Annotated in this window: 17 protein-coding genes, 1 tRNA gene and 1 pseudogene; 7 read left to right on the plus strand and 12 right to left on the minus strand. The window is 61.3% G+C overall.

Annotation, left to right across the window (positions count from 1 at the left end; all coding sequences use genetic code 11):
* Positions 1-65: 65 nt before the first annotated feature.
* The 4 genes from K3F49_RS25230 to K3F49_RS25245 all read right to left on the minus strand — a co-directional run bounded on the left by K3F49_RS25230 (position 66) and on the right by K3F49_RS25245 (position 4,469).
* Entirely contained in the window at positions 66-686 is a 621-nt protein-coding gene (locus K3F49_RS25230) for a DUF502 domain-containing protein (RefSeq protein WP_234683641.1), read from the minus strand.
* A 16-nt stretch (positions 687-702) separates the two neighbouring features.
* The gene (locus tag K3F49_RS25235; protein WP_234683642.1) at positions 703-1,713 is read right to left on the minus strand and encodes an HAD family hydrolase; all 1,011 of its coding nucleotides are present in this window, start codon (positions 1,711-1,713) and stop codon (positions 703-705) included.
* Positions 1,714-1,788: 75 nt separating this feature from the next.
* Positions 1,789-3,495 (minus strand): arylsulfatase, encoded by a 1,707-nt coding sequence (locus tag K3F49_RS25240; protein WP_234683643.1) that lies wholly within the window; start codon positions 3,493-3,495, stop codon positions 1,789-1,791.
* Positions 3,492-4,469, minus strand: a complete 978-nt coding sequence (locus K3F49_RS25245) for a formylglycine-generating enzyme family protein (RefSeq protein WP_346657352.1) — start codon at positions 4,467-4,469, stop codon at positions 3,492-3,494. Before K3F49_RS25245 ends, K3F49_RS25240 begins: the two co-directional genes overlap by 4 nt.
* A gap of 467 nt (positions 4,470-4,936) precedes the next feature.
* Between K3F49_RS25245 and K3F49_RS25250 the strand changes: the two genes are divergently transcribed.
* From K3F49_RS25250 to K3F49_RS25260, 3 genes are all read left to right on the plus strand, one after another.
* Entirely contained in the window at positions 4,937-7,291 is a 2,355-nt protein-coding gene (locus K3F49_RS25250) for a sensor histidine kinase (protein WP_234683644.1), read from the plus strand.
* Positions 7,288-7,914 (plus strand): response regulator transcription factor, encoded by a 627-nt coding sequence (locus K3F49_RS25255; RefSeq protein WP_234683645.1) that lies wholly within the window; start codon positions 7,288-7,290, stop codon positions 7,912-7,914. The genes K3F49_RS25250 and K3F49_RS25255 overlap by 4 nt, the downstream gene beginning before the upstream one ends.
* A gap of 81 nt (positions 7,915-7,995) precedes the next feature.
* Entirely contained in the window at positions 7,996-8,403 is a 408-nt protein-coding gene (locus K3F49_RS25260; protein WP_234683646.1) for a response regulator transcription factor, read from the plus strand.
* A 579-nt stretch (positions 8,404-8,982) separates the two neighbouring features.
* Here the strand turns inward: K3F49_RS25260 and K3F49_RS25265 are convergent.
* The 4 genes from K3F49_RS25265 to K3F49_RS25275 all read right to left on the minus strand — a co-directional run bounded on the left by K3F49_RS25265 (position 8,983) and on the right by K3F49_RS25275 (position 10,317).
* Complete coding sequence (locus K3F49_RS25265; RefSeq protein ID WP_234683647.1) at positions 8,983-9,183, minus strand: hypothetical protein; 201 nt, start codon at positions 9,181-9,183, stop codon at positions 8,983-8,985.
* An 89-nt stretch (positions 9,184-9,272) separates the two neighbouring features.
* On the minus strand, positions 9,273-9,629 hold the full coding sequence (locus K3F49_RS39680) for a helix-turn-helix domain-containing protein (protein WP_452101117.1): 357 nt from the start codon (positions 9,627-9,629) through the stop codon (positions 9,273-9,275).
* 212 nt (positions 9,630-9,841) lie between these two features.
* Positions 9,842-9,916, minus strand: a tRNA-Glu gene (locus tag K3F49_RS25270).
* Positions 9,917-9,972: 56 nt separating this feature from the next.
* Complete coding sequence (locus K3F49_RS25275; protein ID WP_234683648.1) at positions 9,973-10,317, minus strand: hypothetical protein; 345 nt, start codon at positions 10,315-10,317, stop codon at positions 9,973-9,975.
* Here K3F49_RS25275 and K3F49_RS25280 point away from each other — a divergent pair.
* The 3 genes from K3F49_RS25280 to K3F49_RS25290 all read left to right on the plus strand — a co-directional run bounded on the left by K3F49_RS25280 (position 10,316) and on the right by K3F49_RS25290 (position 12,973).
* Positions 10,316-11,323, plus strand: a complete 1,008-nt coding sequence (locus tag K3F49_RS25280) for an RluA family pseudouridine synthase (RefSeq protein WP_234683786.1) — start codon at positions 10,316-10,318, stop codon at positions 11,321-11,323. The two genes, K3F49_RS25275 and K3F49_RS25280, sit on opposite strands and share 2 nt — an antisense overlap.
* A gap of 220 nt (positions 11,324-11,543) precedes the next feature.
* Positions 11,544-12,443, plus strand: a complete 900-nt coding sequence (rpoH, locus tag K3F49_RS25285; protein WP_234683649.1) for an RNA polymerase sigma factor RpoH — start codon at positions 11,544-11,546, stop codon at positions 12,441-12,443.
* A 188-nt stretch (positions 12,444-12,631) separates the two neighbouring features.
* Positions 12,632-12,973, plus strand: coding sequence for a hypothetical protein (locus tag K3F49_RS25290; protein ID WP_234683650.1), 342 nt, complete (start codon positions 12,632-12,634; stop codon positions 12,971-12,973).
* Positions 12,974-12,976: 3 nt separating this feature from the next.
* Here K3F49_RS25290 and K3F49_RS25295 read toward each other — a convergent pair whose 3' ends face one another.
* The 4 genes from K3F49_RS25295 to K3F49_RS25310 form a co-directional block, all read right to left on the minus strand.
* Positions 12,977-13,600, minus strand: coding sequence for a peptidoglycan recognition protein family protein (locus K3F49_RS25295; protein WP_234683651.1), 624 nt, complete (start codon positions 13,598-13,600; stop codon positions 12,977-12,979).
* 34 nt (positions 13,601-13,634) lie between these two features.
* Positions 13,635-14,837, minus strand: coding sequence for a GGDEF domain-containing protein (locus K3F49_RS25300; protein ID WP_234683652.1), 1,203 nt, complete (start codon positions 14,835-14,837; stop codon positions 13,635-13,637).
* Between the two features lie 584 nt (positions 14,838-15,421).
* Positions 15,422-16,033: a LysE family translocator gene (locus tag K3F49_RS25305; protein ID WP_148770859.1), complete on the minus strand. Its 612-nt coding sequence runs from the start codon at positions 16,031-16,033 to the stop codon at positions 15,422-15,424.
* Between the two features lie 58 nt (positions 16,034-16,091).
* Entirely contained in the window at positions 16,092-16,466 is a 375-nt protein-coding gene (locus K3F49_RS25310; RefSeq protein WP_234683653.1) for a response regulator, read from the minus strand.
* 125 nt (positions 16,467-16,591) lie between these two features.
* Between K3F49_RS25310 and K3F49_RS25315 the strand changes: the two are divergent.
* Positions 16,592-17,435, plus strand: a pseudogene (locus K3F49_RS25315) (SDR family NAD(P)-dependent oxidoreductase).
* Positions 17,436-17,544: the final 109 nt, after the last annotated feature.

Consider the following 17,544-nt stretch of genomic DNA (forward strand, 5'->3'; position numbering starts at 1 on the left):
TCTACTTCCCGGACTCTGGTAGAATTGCCCCAACCGTCGGTGAACCCGGGTTCAAATTAACTGACCTAGACCTGCGATATCTCGCGCCTGCTAAGGTTTTCTCCCCGCAGCGCCGTCGCCGATCCAAGCCCGATGTTCTTCACGATCGCCCTCGCCTGCAGCATGGAGATGTTCAGCGGCTTGATGTGATCGCGGCGATAATACCTGACGCTTCCGACGAGTGGAGTCGGTGCTTGCGGAACGAAGACAGTTACCCAGTCATTCTCGAGCGTCTCGATCAGATATCCGATCTGCCAACCGCCCTCACCACTCACAAGCACGGGCTTGAAGTCGTCGCTCGCCCCCTCGGCCTGGGACAACCCCTGGGCCATGCTCTTCATCATCTGATACTGCGGAAGGCCACCAAGAAACGACTGCTCGAACCATGCGCTGATGCGCGACCCGGCACTGGTCCGCGCGACGAGTCCGGCTGAGAACGAGATCAGGATCAGCAAGACAATGGCAACGAGCGTGACGATGCCTACGCCCTCAACCTTCCCCATCTTGTCAAAATGCAAGGCTTGTGAAATCGGAACCGCAGCCTTCACTGCTATGCGCATCGCGTGAGTGAGTATGGCCAGTACCAGCGCAGCTGGCAGCAGAAACAATGCCCCGCCAATTATCGTCGTCTTCAGGAACTCCCTCATCGCATTGCTCGCGCCGCTACTGGAAGGCGAACACGCGCTTCCAATCGTCCTTCATGCTCGCGACCGTCCAGCCATTGGACGGTGCAGCGTCCAACGCCTTGTCGAGCTTGCCAAAGGGAGACTTTCGGTCATAGGAATATTCCCGCTCCGAATCCGTATGATGCACGATCAAGCCGAAGCGCCGGCCTGGAGCGGCAGTGGCCCATTGCAGCATCTGGAAATCACCATCCGAATTGCCAAACGCCGCGATCGGCCTGCGGCCGATATGTGAGTTGATGCCGACCGGCTTGCCGGGCCCATCGTCGATCAGATCGATCGATGGCAAGCGGATCAGGACCGGTCCATCCCTGTCGACCTTGAACTGGGTCTTGATGCTCGATCCCACGACCTGCTCGGGCGGAATGCCATAGACGCGCTCGCTCCAGGGACGCATGAACTCGATGCCGCCACCCGACACGATGAAGGTCTTGAAGCTGTTGACCCGGAGATAGGTAAGCAACTCCAACATCGGTTGATAGACAAGATCGGTATACGGTCGATCGAACTTCGGATGGCGCGCCGTCTTGATCCAGTCGCTGGCGACTTGCTCGAATTCAGAGGTGGTCATGCCGGCATGGGTCGCCATGACGAGTTCGACCAGCCCCTTCTCGCCTCCCTTGGCCAGCGCGGCCATGTCGTTGTCGAGAACGGCCTTGAAGGGCTGCGTCTGCTTCCACTCCGGATGCTTGCTCGCCATCGCCTTGACCCGATCCAGAGCAAAGGCAAGCTGTACGTACATCGGCTGCTCACACCAGAGCGTGCCGTCGTTGTCGAACGTCGCAATGCGCTCCGATACGGGCACGAAGTCCGGCGCACCCTCGCGCGTCACGGCAGAAACAAAGTCCAGTATCGACTTTTTCGACCGACCATCATTCCACGATGGGAGGGGGTCGTGCTGCGCCAGCGCACGCCCGGCCAAGGGCGTCGCAGCAGCCGACACGAGCAAGCCAGCAAGGATGGAGCGCCGATCTATCCAGATTCTTTCCATGAGCCCATTTCATTCTCTTGCGGCAGCAAAGAACAGAACGGCTCCGAAAGCTCGGAGCCGTTCAGTACGCGAGGTCTAGTTGCCCGCGGGCAAGCCGATATGGAAGCCGTCCTTTGCGAGCGCATCCCTGAAGAACTGGAACTTCTCATACTGCGAGATGGTGATCGGGCCTGAGTAGGCCTCGCTCTGAATCTTCCGCGGCGGATATTTCACGTAGGTCTGCATTACGTCCTTGATCGCCGCATTGATCGTGACCAGCACCCACGTGTGCTCCGTGTAGTTGTTCATGAAGACGTCGTAGCGTTCCTGCGGGTCCTGCCAGAGATCGAAGACTTGCGGGACGGTCGCCACATACGACTCCGGTCCCTTCCAGCCGAGATTGCTGTCGACCGCCAGACCGCCGGTCTTGGTACCGTCATCGCCACGCAGATTGAACACCGCCTTGTAATTGCCGACCCGCGCTGCGCCCGGCGTGAGTTCGTTCTCCGTGAAGTAGAACCAGCTCTTGCGCTCGGATTTGCCCGTCCCGAACAGCACCGGCGACATGTCGATGCTGTCGAAGATGATCGGCTTACCCTCGCGGTCGTTCTCGGGCAGCTTCACTCCGGCAAGCTTGGCGAAGGTCGCCATGTAGTCGAGTCCGCCGACAATCTCGGCATTCTTCGTGCCGGCCTTGATGCCGGGGCCCCATGCGATCGAAGGGACGCGGTTGCCGCCTTCGCGAACCGTGCCCTTGGTGCCGCGGAACGGCGTATAGCCGGCATCCGGATAGACGTCCTGCCAGGCGCCATTGTCTGTCGTCCAGAACACATAGGTGTTCTTGTCGAGGCCAAGCGCGCGCACCTTGTCGAGGATCCTGCCGATCCGGGCGTCGTTTTCGACGACCGAGTCGGCGTATTTCGACTTCGACATCGACTTGCCCTGGAATTCGGGCGCCGGCATGTTGGGCTGATGCACCTTCATGAAGTTGATATTCATGAAGAAGGGGCCCGATGACTTGTTACGATCCAGGTATTCCAGCGAGGCCTTCTCGACGTAGTCGTCGAAGAAGGGAATGCCGACCACGCCCTTGTCTGGCGTGTTCACGTACTGGCCGTTGATCTTGAAATCTTCCTTCGCCTGCTGGCCTGCATTGCCGGACAGAGCTCCCTTGGTCACCCGCGTGAACATCGCCCGCAGTTCGGGGTCCATGTCCGGGAACCAGGTCGGGTCAGCATAGGTGTAGGCATTGAGATGATACAGGCCGGCGTATTTCATCTCGTCGTAGCCTTGCGCGTTGGGCAACGCGTAATCGTCTTCGCCGAGATGCCATTTCCCCGTGAAGAATGTCTTGTAACCGCCGGTCTTCAAGACCGAGCCGAGCGTCCATTCCGCCGCCGGAAGGCCGCCGCCCTGCCCCTGGAACGCAACGGTGGTCATACCGCTGCGGTTCGGAATGCGGCCCGTCTGCATCGCGGCGCGGCCGGGCGTGCAGCTCGGCTGCGCGTAGAACGACAGGAACTGCATGCCCTCGGCCGCCAGCCGGTCGATATTGGGCGTCGGCATGCCGCGATTCTCGCCGCCGAGATAGCAGCCGGCATCGCCGTAGCCGAAATCGTCGGACACGATGAAGATAATATTCGGCTTTCCTGCGCCCGACGCAGTCGAAGGCTGCGGTGACTGCTGCGCCTGAGCCGTCTGAACCGGAGCCATCGACGAAATCGCTGAAGCAGCGGCGATCGAGGTAGAGGCGAGCAACAAGTTACGGCGATTGAACGTCTCGGTGGTGGTCTTCTCGGTCATGTCTCTCTCTCCGATCGGGTTACACAGCGAAATCCGAGGTGGCTCGTCGATGTATCGACCGGCTCGGCATGACGCGCAGCCGGTCGATAGCGTCTGCAATAGCTCGGCGCGCAAAGGTGCGAACCGCCCTTGATGACCTTGCGCGGTATCCTGCTGAGAGGCTGCAGCGGGTCGTAGCTGTCATGCTCGGAGCCGCCGCGCGGATTTTGAGGAATACAGCACGCTTTCGCGGCATCGGCCTGGTGCTTCGGCATGTACCAGTCGCTGGTCCATTCCCAGACATTGCCGATCATGTCGCAGACGCCGTAGCCATTGGGCGGATAGGACGTCACCGGCGAGGTGCGTTCAAAGCCGTCATCGCCCGTGTTCTCGAACGGAAAGCGCCCTTGCCAGGTATTGGCTCGATGTACTCCGCCAGGAGCGAACTCGTCGCCCCACGCAAACTCGGCGCCGTCCAGGCCGCCGCGTGCGGCAAATTCCCATTCCGCTTCCGTCGGCAAGTCCTTGCCCGCCCATCGCGCATAGGCCAACGCGTCATCGTAGGCAATATGGACAACCGGATGGTCGTCGAGAGACTTGATCTTGCTCCCGGGGCCGTAGGGATGACGCCAATTCGCTCCCTTGAGCAGCGTCCACCATTTGCTGTAGTCGCGCAGATCGACGGGGTAATCCGGAGGCGTGAAGACGAGCGAGCCGGCGAAGATCAGATGCGGCAGCGCGTCAGGATAGTTCGCCGGATCCGGCGCCACCTCGGCGAACGTCACATGGCCGGTGGCTCGCACGAATTCCTTGAACTGCCGATTCGTCACCGGCGTTCGATCGATCCAGAATCCGTCAACGCTTACCGAGTGGCATGGCGCCTCTTCGGGATAGTGGCGATCCGATCCCATGCGAAACGTGCCGCCGGGAATAAACACGCTGTCTGGCGTGCGGGTTTTGTCCACGTCCGCGACCAGTCTCTCGGCGATGTTCACAAACTTTGCCTCCAGCTGCTCGCGCTGACGATCCGATCCGTCCGGATTTCGTGAATCGCCGCGTAGATCCTGCGCCTGCCGATATGCAGTTTGCGCCAAATTCGCCGCGGCGATGCCGATGATCGATAACCAGACGAAAGTGTCATCGGGCTCTCCTGTCTCGGTGTGACCAAGGCTTGTCCGGAACACAGCCGGCTAGGAACCCAGAAATCTAAAGCGCCATAGCATTGGGCCAAGTTGGACCTTGGTCCATCATTCGAGAACACTTTGCGGCCAACTGCCACATGGCAGAGATCACAAGGCGTTCTCACTCCGCACAAACACAAAAGGTTCACAAATTTTAAGGATAAGAAGACGGGCGCGAGCGGCAACGAAGTTTGTCCGGAGCGAAGCTCTTGTTCTACCGGCCAAAGCTCCGACCTCGGCGAATTGAGGCTAAATTGGGGCTCCGGGCAGAAGCGCACCAATTGTTCGACTGGACAATCTTCAATCCAAGGTTTCTACTCTTAAAGGTCGCACATCAGACCGGATCGTGGTTCGTGAATTCGGGCGATCAGCAGAGTCAGGCAAGCCCTTGTTGCGATACACACGTACGCAAGCTCTTGCTTGCGGCCTGCGCCCTATTGCTGTTCATGACCGCGCATTGCCGGGCCAACGACGCGCCGCAGCGTGTGCTTATCCTTCACGCCTACAATTATACTTTTCCCGCGACGACCGCCGTCTCGGAGGTCGCACGAAGACAGCTCATCGAGCGCTCATCAAGACCAATCGAGATCGAAGCTGAGTTTCTCGATCTAGCGCGGTTTCCAAGCGAGGCGCACGCCGCTCGCGTCGCGCAATTCCTCCACGACAAGTATGAAGGCAGGCATTTTGATCTCATTTTATCGATGGGCTTTGGCGCCATACCCTTCCTCATAAAATATCGAGATCAATTTGCTCCAAACGTGCCAGTGGTGTTCGCCGGAGGCACAAAGGATCATTTTGCCGGTTACAAGCTGCCCAACGACGTAACGGGGGTGTTTTCGAGCTTCGATCCGGACAAGATCCTGGAGTTGGCGGAACGGCTGCAGCCGAATGCCCGCCATTTGATGGTCATCGGTGGAAGTAGTCCGAATGACCGATCCTGGCAGAGGTCGGCCCGAGAAGCGATCGAGCGTCGTGCCCCGCGTTTGGAGATCATCACGCGCTACGATTTCAGCTATGACGCGCTATTGGCTGAGGTCTCGCATCTCCCTTCAGATACGATCGTGCTATTGTTGACCGTCTATTCGGACGCGGATGGTCGATCGCTAATTCCTCAGCTGGTCGCGACCGACATCGCGAAGGCTGCGTCCGCGCCGGTCTACGGCCCATTCGAGACATTCCTTGGTTCGGGAGTGGTCGGCGGATACACCGAGACCTACGCTTCGCTCGGCGCAAGCGCCGCGGATGTTGCGCTCGAGATACTTTCCGGAACAGATCCATCAAAAATTGCGCCCCACGTTAACCCCCGCCAGGCCTTTCGGGTGGATGCACGGGCAATGGATCGATGGGGACTGAAGCGGACCGACTTGCCGCCCGGCACAATCGTCCAATTCCATGAACCCGGTCTTTGGGAGCAGCACGGACTGCTCGTGGTAGCCGTAGCGTCGGTGGTTCTGATTCAATCGGTCCTTTTGATCGCATTGCTGTTTCAACGGCGCCAGTTACGCCGTACTCAACGCTCGCTCGAGGAGAGCGAGGATCGCTTGAATTTTGCGGCCACGTCCATGAACATCGGATTTTGGCAGTTCGATCGATCCACTGGCGCGCTGTGGGTCAGCGAACCCGGCCGCGCGATGTTCAATGCAGCCAAGAAAGGACTGTGGACCCGAGACTCATTTCTTGCCGCAGTTCAACCGGACGATCGTCTCCTGGCCGCGTCGGCATTGGAGGGGAACCTGAAAGTCCATTCGAGAGCGGCAGACGTTCGCGTCGTAGCCTCAGGCGGCGAGATTCGATGGGTCAGTATCCGTTCACGTTCGAATCTCGACGAAGTATCTGCATCGGACTCTGTCAGCGGCGCTTTCGTCGATATCACCGATCAGAAAGCGTCGGAGACAGAAGCCGAACTTCACCGCCAGGAAGTCGCGCATTTGATGCGGGTCTCAGTGCTCGGCGAACTCTCGGGAGCGATTGCCCATGAGGTCAATCAGCCACTCACCGCGATCCTGTCCAATGCACAAGCGGCGCTATACTTGCTCGAGCAGGATACCCCCAATCTGGCCGAAGTGCAGGACGCGCTGCGTGACATCGTGAAAGAAGACAATCGGGCCGGGAGCGTGGTTCGACGCCTGCGCGGACTGCTGAAGAAGGGTGAACCTCGAGCCGAGCTAATCGACATCAATGAAATGATCGGTTCGGCCGCTGCATTGCTTCGCAGCGAGCTAATCAGCCGGCAAGTGAGGGTCGAGACAGAGTTGTCAGCCAGCAGGCCAACCGTGTTCGGCGATTCCGTGCAATTGCAGCAAGTTTTGCTGAATCTTATCGTCAATGCGATGGACGCGATGGCTGCGACGCCTGAGAAACAGCGGCGCATATGGATCTGCACCCGGGAGACCAAGACCGGCACCACCGAGGTCATCGTCAGCGACAGCGGACACGGCATCCAGCCCCGGGATAGCAAACAGTTGTTCTCGCCGTTCTACACGACGAAAGATCACGGACTCGGACTTGGTCTCACGATCTGCTCCACGATTATCCGAAAGCATGGGGGAACCATCAATCTGCAAAACGGCGAAGCAGGCGGCGCCATTGCAAGGGTTTCGCTGCCCTCCCGTCTTATGCTCACGGCGGCGCAATGACCAACGACGAATTCACAGTTTTCCTGGTCGATGATGACGAGGGCGTGCTGAAGGCCATTGGTCGATTGTTGCAGGCGAGAGGCTACCGAATTCAGCCGTTCACCTCGCCAACAGCATTCCTGGCGAGCCACGACGTGTCCATCCCTGGCTGCGCTCTGCTCGATCTCTCGATGCCCGATTTGGACGGACTTGCACTGCAACAAGCGCTGAGCGCCTGCGGATCGGAACGGCAGGTCATCTTCCTGACGGCGAAGGGCGACATACCAACCAGCGTGCGCGCCATGCGCGCCGGCGCCATCGATTTTCTCACCAAGCCCGTGAACGATACCGACCTATTGCGGGCCGTCCAGGAAGCTGAAAGGAAAGATGGTGAGATCCGCTCGAAGGCTGCCAGTCTGAATTCCATCATCACCAAGCTCGCGCTGCTGACGCCGCGAGAGCAGGAAGTGATGAAGCATGTCGTCGCCGGTCGACTGAACAAGCAAATCGCCGGCGAACTTGGAACAGTCGAGAAGACGATCAAGGTTCATCGCGGCCGGGTCATGAACAAGCTCGGCGTTCGTTCCGTTGCCGATCTTGTGCGCTTGGCGGAAAGGGCGGGCATTGCCGGCGTCGGATCTTAGTGACGCCGTTGGCTAGCTAGTGGCTCTGTTGGCCCTTGGGCCAACTCGACAAGCCGCCATTGCACGCCTGATAGTTATACCATGGTGATCCCGTCGCCCTGGATAGCGATCGTCGACGATGACCCGTCCGTGCTCAAAGCTCTGTCACGGCTGCTAAGGACTCGCGCCATAAACACAAAGACGTACGAATCGGCTGACGAATTCATCGGCTCGCTGCCGGAGAACACTACGGACGGATTGCCCGAATGCCTGATCCTTGATTTGCAGATGCCCGACATGAACGGGCTTGAGCTGCAACGCTATCTCGATGACGCAGGAATCAGAATTCCAACAATCGTGATCACCGCGCATTCCGAGAGTGACATGCGCGAGCTTTGCACAGCCGCCGGCGCCGAAGCTTACCTCCTTAAGCCGCTCGAGGACACATCCCTGCTCGATGCCATTAACGCTATCCGCGCGAAGACTGCCCGATCAACGCGCTCACCCTAGGCCTTCAACTGTAGGCCGCAAGGAAGGCTCGTGCGGCGCGGCGGCGAATTGGCAGGTCGCTCATCCAATTTGTACAGTCCCGCCTGACGGCAAGACTGCAGCCTTGCTCGTACACCTCATTTCGTCACAAGATGATGCGTTGGCGTTACGGAGCTTTGCGGCGCGGAGTCCGAGATAGAGAACGTCGGCCACGTGTTCCAACCGGACGGGCGATTGGCGTTCAAATTTGCCCCCCTCATCGGCGTCCAATTTTGGCTCTGACGCCATCTGGTTGCCGGTTCGAGTCCTGCCACACATATCGGGAATCGCCCTCGCTTTTGAGCAGTCTCCTTCACCCTGCGGCCCTGAGGGCGCCATCACCTCGTGCGTCGAGCGCCGCGTGATTGCTCTCCACTAGGCGGCTTTTTTCTGCTCAAGCTTCCGGGATGTTCTTTTAGTCACCGCCAATTTCGGCTGCCCAGCTGAAGTTATAATGCGCGCTCAACAGCTTCATTGCGACGACAACGACGAGAACGCAAATGATTTGCAGCAACGTTCTGGTCGAGAACACTTTATTGAAGAGCGTCATGATGCCGCCTTCTAGCGTTGGTGACCGAGCCGGATTCCAAGCTTGAGCGCCTTTTGGCGGAGTGAGCCTTCGGAGCGCTTTGTGAGCTTCGCAATATTTGCAACCGGAGTCTTCGCTTTCGAATGAGCGCATAGCTCCTTCACGTCGGCTTTTGTGTATTCGCGACGCACAGGTTTCTTCTTCGTAGCCGTCTTCTTTGCCTTCTTCGCCACTTTTAGCTCCTCGATTCGAGAGTGGGCCGTACTAGCACAGCAGCATTGAGGCGCAATCAGTTGGCTCTATATAAGGTGGGGTTGCTCCCCTAGGTCGCACGTCCATTATTCGACATATTGGTGTCGAGGAGCGCCAAAAGCGAGTGCACCACTACTAGTCGCCGACGTCCGATCGTTGTCGTGGAGATGCGCCGAGCTGCTATCAACTCGTAAAGCTTCGTGCGCCCCAAGCCAGTCACTTCGCATGCATCGTCAATCGTGCAGGTGAGCCGTTCGGCGAATGGCATCATGCTCGGCTCTGCGGCTTTCGGATCGGATAGACTGACTTGTGAAGGTTGTCCGCCAGTTTTCTCTCGTCGATTGTATCTCACGTGCTGCCCTCCTATTCGCACAAAGCTCGACGGGACAAGAGTTGATTGTGCGACGAGCAACGTCAATGCGAACATCCGAGGGCGCTCGCGTACGACAGCGGCCGTTGGAATATTTCCGGACACCAAGGGCGACGAGGAAATTATTTGCGAATGCGCCAGCCACAGTCAGGCATCGCGCCGAGGCTGACCGGCCAATATCGGGAGAAAATTCCGCAAGCGTTCGCCGCTGTTCACCAGCGTCTTATTCAACGAACGCGGCGGATGGCTACCTAAGTGCCTGAGTTTGCTGGCGCTCCCTAGGGGAATCGAACCCCTGTTTCAGCCTTGAGAGGGCCGCGTCCTAACCGCTAGACGAAGGGAGCGTGAGGGCTAGCCAATAACCTCGAAATTTGTCCGCTGCAAGGACTGAACCGGCCTTTTATGGCTCATTGGCAAATTTCAGCTTTCCGGCCGGCTTGAGCGTGTGGGCATCGAAGGTGCGGATCTCGGTGACCCCGCCGATATCGAGCGTGACCACGAGGCGGTCGCCGGCGACACCGGTCGATGCGATTCTGGCGCCCTTCGGCAGGGTGGCGATGACGTCGCTCGCGGGCTCAGGCGCCCTTCCCTCCGACTTGAAAAGGCGGTAGCCCACCGCGATCAGGACGGCGCAGATGGCCAGCGCCGAGGTCAACCCCGCGATCAGCATCATCCGCCGCACCCGCGCAAACAACGCGGCCTGCTCGGGGGTCGGTTCGGGAACAGCGGTGTCAGACGTCGTCATGGATAGCTCAGGCTCAGCGCAACGGTTGGAGGTCGTGGTCGAAGGCGACGAGGGCTCGGCCCGGCTCGACCGCGTGCTGGCGGTGCGCCTTCCCGACCTGTCGCGATCAAGGCTCAAAGCCCTGATTCTGGCGGGCGCGGTAAGCCTGAAGGCCGCCGCGGTCCGCGACCCCGCTTATCACGTCGCATCCGGCGATACGATCATAATCGACGTGCCGGAGGCGGCCCCGCCGGAGCCGAAAGGTGAAGATATCGCCCTCGATATCGTGTTCGAGGACGACGACATCATCGTCATCAACAAGCCGAAGGGGCTGGTGGTGCACCCCGCGGCCGGGCACGAGACCGGCACCCTGGTGAATGCGCTGATTGCCCATTGCGGCACCTCGCTGTCGGGCATCGGCGGGGTGCGCCGGCCCGGCATCGTGCACCGGCTGGACAAGGACACGACCGGGCTGATGGTGGTGGCCAAGAACGACCTGGCGCATGCCTCGCTGACCGCCCAGTTCGCCGACCACGGCCGCACGGGGCCGATGCGGCGCGGCTATATGGCCTTCGCGTGGGGGCTGCCGGGCCGGCATCGCGGCACGGTCGACGCACCGATCGACCGCCATCCGCATGCGCGGGAGAAGATGGCGGTGCGCCAGGGCGGCCGCGAGGCCGTGACGCATTGGGAGCTGCTCGAGAGTTTTGCGGGCCGCGACGGCAAGCCGATCGCGGGACTGCTGGCTTGCGAGCTCGAGACCGGGCGCACCCACCAGATCCGAGTCCACCTCGCCCATATCGGCCACCCCCTGATGGGCGACGCGGTTTATGGCCCGCATTTCAAGACCAAGGCGAACCAGCTCGGGCGGGAATCGCAGGCGGCTCTAACTGCGCTTGGCCGTCAGGCCTTGCATGCTTATTTGCTGGTACTTGAGCACCCCCGGACCGGAGAACTTCTTCACTGGGAGGCGGGTCTGCCGGAGGATTTACTTCTCCTGGAGAGCGCTTTGAAAGCGGCGCTATGACGCAGGGGCTTTGAGAAAACCCTTACCTTACAAAAAGTTATAGCTGCCACACGGGGACGTGACGTCAGCAATCCTTCCCTTTTTGACCCCCGATAGGGTATATTGCGCCTGCGTTGGAAATGACCAACGTGGAACATCGCAGCTACGGCCGGCTTTAACCAAGCGGTCGTCTGCCTGGCCCGCCGCTATCGGGGGCCTGAACCTTTGGAGGGGCTTAACAATGGCCCGTACCGCTGCTCTGCCGGTCCTTAATGGAGAATCCGGCCTTTCCCGCTACCTCGGCGAAATCCGCAAGTTCCCGATGCTGGAACCCCAGCAGGAATACATGCTCGCCAAGCGCTGGCGTGAACACGATGATCGCGACGCTGCACACCAACTCGTCACCAGCCATCTCCGGCTCGTGGCCAAGATCGCCATGGGCTATCGCGGCTACGGCTTGCCGATTTCCGAGGTCGTCTCGGAAGGCAATGTCGGCCTGATGCAGGCGGTGAAGCGTTTCGAGCCCGAGAAGGGCTTCCGTCTCGCCACCTACGCGATGTGGTGGATCAAGGCGTCGATTCAAGAGTACATCCTGCGTTCCTGGTCGCTCGTGAAGATGGGCACCACCGCGAACCAGAAGAAGCTGTTCTTCAACCTGCGCAAGGCGAAGAGCAAGATCAACGCGCTGGACGAGGGCGATCTCCGCCCCGACCAGGTGAAGATCATTGCCAAGCGCCTCGGCGTCACCGATCAGGACGTGATCGACATGAACCGCCGCCTCGGTGGCGACGCGTCGCTCAACGCTCCGATCCGCGACGACGGCGAAGCCGGCGAATGGCAGGACTGGCTGGTCGACAATTCGCCCAACCAGGAAGCCCTGCTGGCCGAGCACGAGGAATATGACGAACGCCGTGACGCACTGAACGGCGCCATGGGCGTGCTCAACCCGCGCGAACGCCGCATCTTCGAGGCCCGTCGCCTCGCCGATGAGCCGATGACGCTGGAAGACCTTGCTGCCGAGTTCGGTGTGTCGCGCGAGCGCGTCCGCCAGATCGAGGTCCGCGCCTTCGAGAAGGTGCAGTCCGCGGTCAAGGGCACGATTGCAAGGGCCGAACAGGCCGCGCTGGAAGCCGCGCACTAAGCGCGCGGCTCTCGCGTCCACGAATTGGCGGATCGAGACAAGACGAAAAAGCCGGCGGCAACGCCGGCTTTTTTTGTTGTCTGAGCTGCAGCATGTTCGCAGGAGGCGCCGACGGAGCAACTTGAACGTACGCGACTGCTCAGCCGACCAAATATCATCGGGCCGCCTCCAGAGAACGGACACACGCCGTGTCGATCATCCTGCAATCCACCGTCGGCGGCTTCTCCGCCCAGTTCATGCGCAAGCTGCCGCTGGTCGAGCAGGCGATGCGCGACCACGGCCTCGATCCCAGCGAGTTCGTGATCTCCAAGGACTATGCCTCGACCGCGACGATCCCGATCATCGGGCCGTTCTTCTTCAACTACAGCGTCTATTTCGGCGAGGAGACATTCACCGTCACCGAGCCGAACGACATGGTGTTCCTGGACTACTTCTTCAAACGCGTGCTGGCCGCGGACGGCCCGCCCGAATTGCCGGAGCAGCCGGGATTGATCCGGCGCCTCTTCGGCTGGATGACGCAGCCGGTGTGACCGTCACTCACCCCACGTCCTGGCCAGCGTCGCGAGCCAGCAGCCTTCGCAATAGCGGGCGTCCTTGAAGTCGATCCAGTTGTGGGCATAGACGTGGTCGAGCGGGATGCCGTAGCGCGCGCGCAGCACCTGGACCAGGATCTTCCACGCCGCGACCTGCGCCGCGGTCGGGCCGATCGTGACATCGGGATAGTTGCCGGCGAACTCGACGCCGATCGAATTGTCGCGCACGACCTGGTGATAGGTGGACGTGTTGTCGATGTATTTGTTGTCGTTGCGGTTGGCGCCGTCGGTATGGGTCGGCACCAGATCGTCCGGGACCGACCAGTAGACCGTGCCGTCGGTCTCGACCCACACCATCACGCCGCGCCGGGTCGGATTCTTGAACTGCTCTTGCGCGCCGCCGCGCGCCGAGCCGGTCGGCCCTTCGGTCTGGTGCACGATGATGTTGCGCCAGGCATGGGCGTTGGCGACATCGCCCCACGGCGCGAGCCAGACGATCTTCAGGCCGGGAATGTCGGGCGTACCGCTGCCGCGCGCGAGCTTTGTGAGCTCGGCGTCCATTGCGGCGGCGGGAGCAATCAGCAGAGCGGCGAGAATAGCCGCGACCAGGCGGGACAGCATCATTGGGATCCAACAACGGATCCGAGCGTAGCAGGGTTCAGGCGAATTTGCGCGCGGCTTCGACCGGCTCGGGCGCGAGCGGCGGCGCCGGATCATAAACCGCAAAGTCGTTCTTGCCGTTCTTCTTGGCGGCATAAAGGGCGTGGTCGGCGTGGGCGATCAGGCGGTCCGGGAATTGGCCAACGCCGCGATCCCATTCCGCGACGCCGATCGAGATCGCAATCGGGATGTCGTTGCCGGAGCAGCCGGCGGCATCCCGGCGGCAGACCTCGAGCACGCGGCGGGCGATCAGCGCGCCCTCGCGCATGGAGGAGGACGGCAGCACGACGCAGAACTCGTCACCGCCGGTGCGGGCCAGCATGTCACCGGGCCTGAGCCGCGTCTGCGCCATCAGGGTGAAGTGCTGCAGGCAGGCATCGCCCGCGGCGTGGCCATGGGTGTCGTTGATGGTCTTGAAGCCGTCGAGGTCGATCACCAGCAGCGAGAACGGCTCGCCGCTGCGCTCCGAACGGGCGCATTCCTCCGACAGCCGCTGCAGCAGATGGCGGCGGTTGGCGACGCCGGTGAGATCGTCGAGCAGCGCGAGGTCGGCGACCTCGTTGCGCAAGCGATCCATCGCCATCAGCAGGAAGCCGAAATTGAGCGTCATCGAGAGAAAGAGGAGCCCGAGAACCATGACGGCATGGGCCTGACCGCCCGCGACCGATGAGAAATCGCCGCCTAGCAGATTGCCAACGGCGCGGGCGACGAAGATGGCGATGATGGTGATGATGACGATGCTGGACAACCAAGCACCGGGGCTCACGCGGCCTTCCTGCGGCGACAGCAGAAGACGCAAGGCCAGCAGCAGAGGAACGGCCTGTCCGAGCGTGTAGGCGATCATGCGCAATTGCATGTGGTCGTACGCGACCTTGAAGAACACGACACCGGCGAGGCTCACGATGCCCGCGGCGGCCATGGCACGCCAGGGCACCGGCCGGTCATAGAAGCGGTGAATGCCGACTGCAGTAAGGCAGCTCGCCGTAATGATGCCGGCGGCGCCGAGCAGAAGCGGCAAAGGAGAATCGACGAACAGGCGGACCAGGGCCGTCATGGCACCGGCCGCACCGACGAAGGCGGATGCCATCCAGAACCGGGCAGCCTCGAACCTCGGATAGGAATACGTGACGTAGGCCCAGGTCAGGCCGAGCGCCGAGAAGTTGACGACGAAGACCATCCAAAGCGTCGGTACGTTCAGCATGGCGCCCGCGATACGCGCAGCGTGCCGCCCCCTGTCTCTGGCAGAAGTTCGTCCATGACCCGCCCCCATGTTCTTGCGGAGGATCATGCGCGGTCGCACTTAACGGAACCTCACTGCGATCGTCGAAAGCGCGCCCGTGGTTTTGGATTCGTGAACGGCGCGTCCGGATTATCAGATCGTTAGGCACGTCGCCGGCGTCGATGCGAGGTCGCGTCGGCCTGCCTCGCGACGCGGATTCGCGACCAGAAATCACCCAAAACGCATCTGAGCTGTGGATAACGGGATGACACAGATGTGACAGCGCGGGGCAGACGCTCGCGAATCTGCTGAGTTTGTTTTCGAGGATGTTGCGAGGCTGGCCCTCCGCCGCGCGTTCCTCGTGTCGCGTTTCACCATTAACCCTTAAGAGGATCCTATGGCTAAGAAAGCGAAGAAGGCGAAGAAGGCGACGAAGAAAAAGGCCAAGAAGGCTGCGAAGAAGAAGTAGCGCAGCAAGTTCTTTGCCCGGGCGGAGCATGCTCCGCTCGGGCCTCAGTGAGGTCAGAGATCGAAAACGGCGGGCGCGGTGCCCGTTTTTTTATTGCCTAGCGCTCGGCAAAGGCGAGCTTGGCACCTAGCAGGGCAAAGCCAGCCGCAAAGGAGCGGCGCAGCCAGGCCATCACGCCGGGGCGGGAGATGACGCGCTCGCGCACGGAAGCCGCGCAGAGGCCGTAGACCACGAACACCACGAAGGTCATGGCCATGAAGGCGCCGCTCAATTCCAGCATCCGCGCCAGCACCGAAGCCTCGTCCGCCGCGATGAACTGCGGCAGGAAGGCCAGGAAGAAGATCGAGAGCTTTGGGTTGAGGATGTTGATGAGGAAGCCGGTGACGATGACCCGGCCGCTCGAGCGCTCCTTGATCTCACCGTCGACCGCGAGCGCGCCGGTTTCACGCAGCGCCTGCCAGGACATGTAGAGCAGATAGGCCACGCCGCACCATTTCAGCGCGGCAAAGGCGAGCGCGCTGGTGTGCAGCACGGCGGCGAGGCCAAGCATCGCCGCGATCATGTGCGGCACGATCCCGAGCGTGCAGCCGAACGCCGCCGCGACGCTTGCGCGCGAGCCGCGGGTAAGTGCGGCGGCCAAGGTGTAAAGCACGCCGGTGCCGGGCGACGCCACGACGATGAGCGAGGTAAGCAGGAAGGACCAGGACATGCCTCGTCCCTACCACCCCTGACGCTTGCCGGGAAGTCACGACGCGGTCAGCCGCTCCTCAATTCAGCGCTGCGATTTCGGCCTCGCGCAGGACATCGAGCGGCGCCCACGGCTTGGCCCAGAACTTTGCGCCGTCAGGCAAGGGCTGCATCAGGGGGCGGCCCGAGGTGACGACGACGTCGAGCTTCGGATTGCGATCCTTGGCGACATGCGCGAGCTCGACGCCGTTCATGGGGCCGGCGAGCTGCACGTCGGTCAGCATCAGGCACAGCGCGCCGGCACTCTGGTCCAGCACACGCTCGGCCGCTTCCGCACTCTCACACTGGATGACATGATACCCGCTCTCCTCCAGCAGGAGACAGAGCATCTCCCGCTGCATGAGGTCGTCTTCAACGATCAACGCGGTCGCTCGATACGGCTGGGGCTGTCCCATCTGGCTGCTCCAATGCTCGAATCCGCCTTAAGTAACGTGAGTTAAGGAGGGGGGAGCCGATATGGTTCGGTTCCAAACTGAAAATATGTACATTGAAGTTCCGTTTGGGATTGAGGGAGCCATCCATGACTGCGATTCGCGGCGCCGCCGCCATCACGGGAGCGGCGAGCGGCATCGGCCGTGCGCTGGCGATCGAACTGGCAAATCGCGGCTGCGACCTTGCGCTCGCCGATCGCGACGAGGCCGGAATGAAAAACGCTCGCTGCCGAGATCGGCCAAGGAAACGACAAAGCGCGCAAGATCAGCCTGCATCGCGTCGATGTCAGCGAGCCCGGCGAGATCGCGCAATTCGCAAGCGAGGCGATCGCGGCGCATCCCGCGCTCGACATCCTCGTCAACAACGCCGGGGTGGCGCTGCTTGGGCAGTTCGAGGAGATCGACCAGGCGCAGATGGACTGGCTGTTCGACATCAATTTCTGGGGCGTGGTGCACGGCACCCGCGCCTTCCTGCCGCATCTGAAGACGCGCCCCGAAGCGCACATCGTCAACGTCTCCTCGATCTTCGGCATCATCGCGCCGCCCGGACAGTCGGCCTATGCGGCCGCCAAATTCGCGGTGCGCGGCTTCTCCGAGAGCGTGCGGCACGAGCTCGCGGTCGCGGGCAGCCCGGTCAGACTGTCGGTGGTGCATCCCGGCGGTGTCGCCACGAGCATCGCGCGTTCCTCGCGCACCGGCATTGGCGTCACCGACAACGCCCGCCGCGCGCAGATGATCGACCGGTTCGAGGCAGCGGCGCGGACGACGCCCAAGGACGCGGCGCTCCGCATCATCAAGGGCATCGAGAGAAACGAGCCGCGCATCCTGATCGGCAACGATGCAAGGTTCATGGACATCCTGCAGCGCTTCCGCCCGGGAACGTACTGGGCGCCGTTGCAGCGGAAGCTGGAGAAGATGGCAAAGGGGAAGTGAGTGAGACGCGATGGCGTCGCCTCACCCTCCGCTGTCGTAGGGTGGGCAAAGCGTAGCGTGCCCACGACTTCGGACATCGGATGGCAACGGTGGGCACGGCGCTTCGCGC

This window comes from Bradyrhizobium monzae (assembly GCF_021458635.1).
Taxonomy (GTDB): Bacteria; Pseudomonadota; Alphaproteobacteria; order Rhizobiales; family Xanthobacteraceae; genus Bradyrhizobium.

Excerpts from the sequence above, each read along its gene's own strand:
- K3F49_RS25260 (WP_234683646.1), top strand. The coding sequence starts at position 7,996 with ATGGTGATCCCGTCGCCCTGGATAGCGATCGTCGACGATGACCCGTCC.
- K3F49_RS25310 (WP_234683653.1), bottom strand. The coding sequence starts at position 16,466 with ATGGGACAGCCCCAGCCGTATCGAGCGACCGCGTTGATCGTTGAAGAC.
- K3F49_RS25255 (WP_234683645.1), top strand. The coding sequence starts at position 7,288 with ATGACCAACGACGAATTCACAGTTTTCCTGGTCGATGATGACGAGGGC.
- K3F49_RS39680 (WP_452101117.1), bottom strand. The coding sequence starts at position 9,629 with ATGTTCGCATTGACGTTGCTCGTCGCACAATCAACTCTTGTCCCGTCG.
- K3F49_RS25280 (WP_234683786.1), top strand. The coding sequence starts at position 10,316 with ATGGATAGCTCAGGCTCAGCGCAACGGTTGGAGGTCGTGGTCGAAGGC.
- K3F49_RS25305 (WP_148770859.1), bottom strand. The coding sequence starts at position 16,033 with ATGTCCTGGTCCTTCCTGCTTACCTCGCTCATCGTCGTGGCGTCGCCC.
- K3F49_RS25275 (WP_234683648.1), bottom strand. The coding sequence starts at position 10,317 with ATGACGACGTCTGACACCGCTGTTCCCGAACCGACCCCCGAGCAGGCC.
- K3F49_RS25240 (WP_234683643.1), bottom strand. The coding sequence starts at position 3,495 with ATGACCGAGAAGACCACCACCGAGACGTTCAATCGCCGTAACTTGTTG.
- K3F49_RS25230 (WP_234683641.1), bottom strand. The coding sequence starts at position 686 with ATGAGGGAGTTCCTGAAGACGACGATAATTGGCGGGGCATTGTTTCTG.
- rpoH (WP_234683649.1), top strand. The coding sequence starts at position 11,544 with ATGGCCCGTACCGCTGCTCTGCCGGTCCTTAATGGAGAATCCGGCCTT.
- K3F49_RS25295 (WP_234683651.1), bottom strand. The coding sequence starts at position 13,600 with ATGATGCTGTCCCGCCTGGTCGCGGCTATTCTCGCCGCTCTGCTGATT.
- K3F49_RS25235 (WP_234683642.1), bottom strand. The coding sequence starts at position 1,713 with ATGGAAAGAATCTGGATAGATCGGCGCTCCATCCTTGCTGGCTTGCTC.
- K3F49_RS25300 (WP_234683652.1), bottom strand. The coding sequence starts at position 14,837 with ATGCTGAACGTACCGACGCTTTGGATGGTCTTCGTCGTCAACTTCTCG.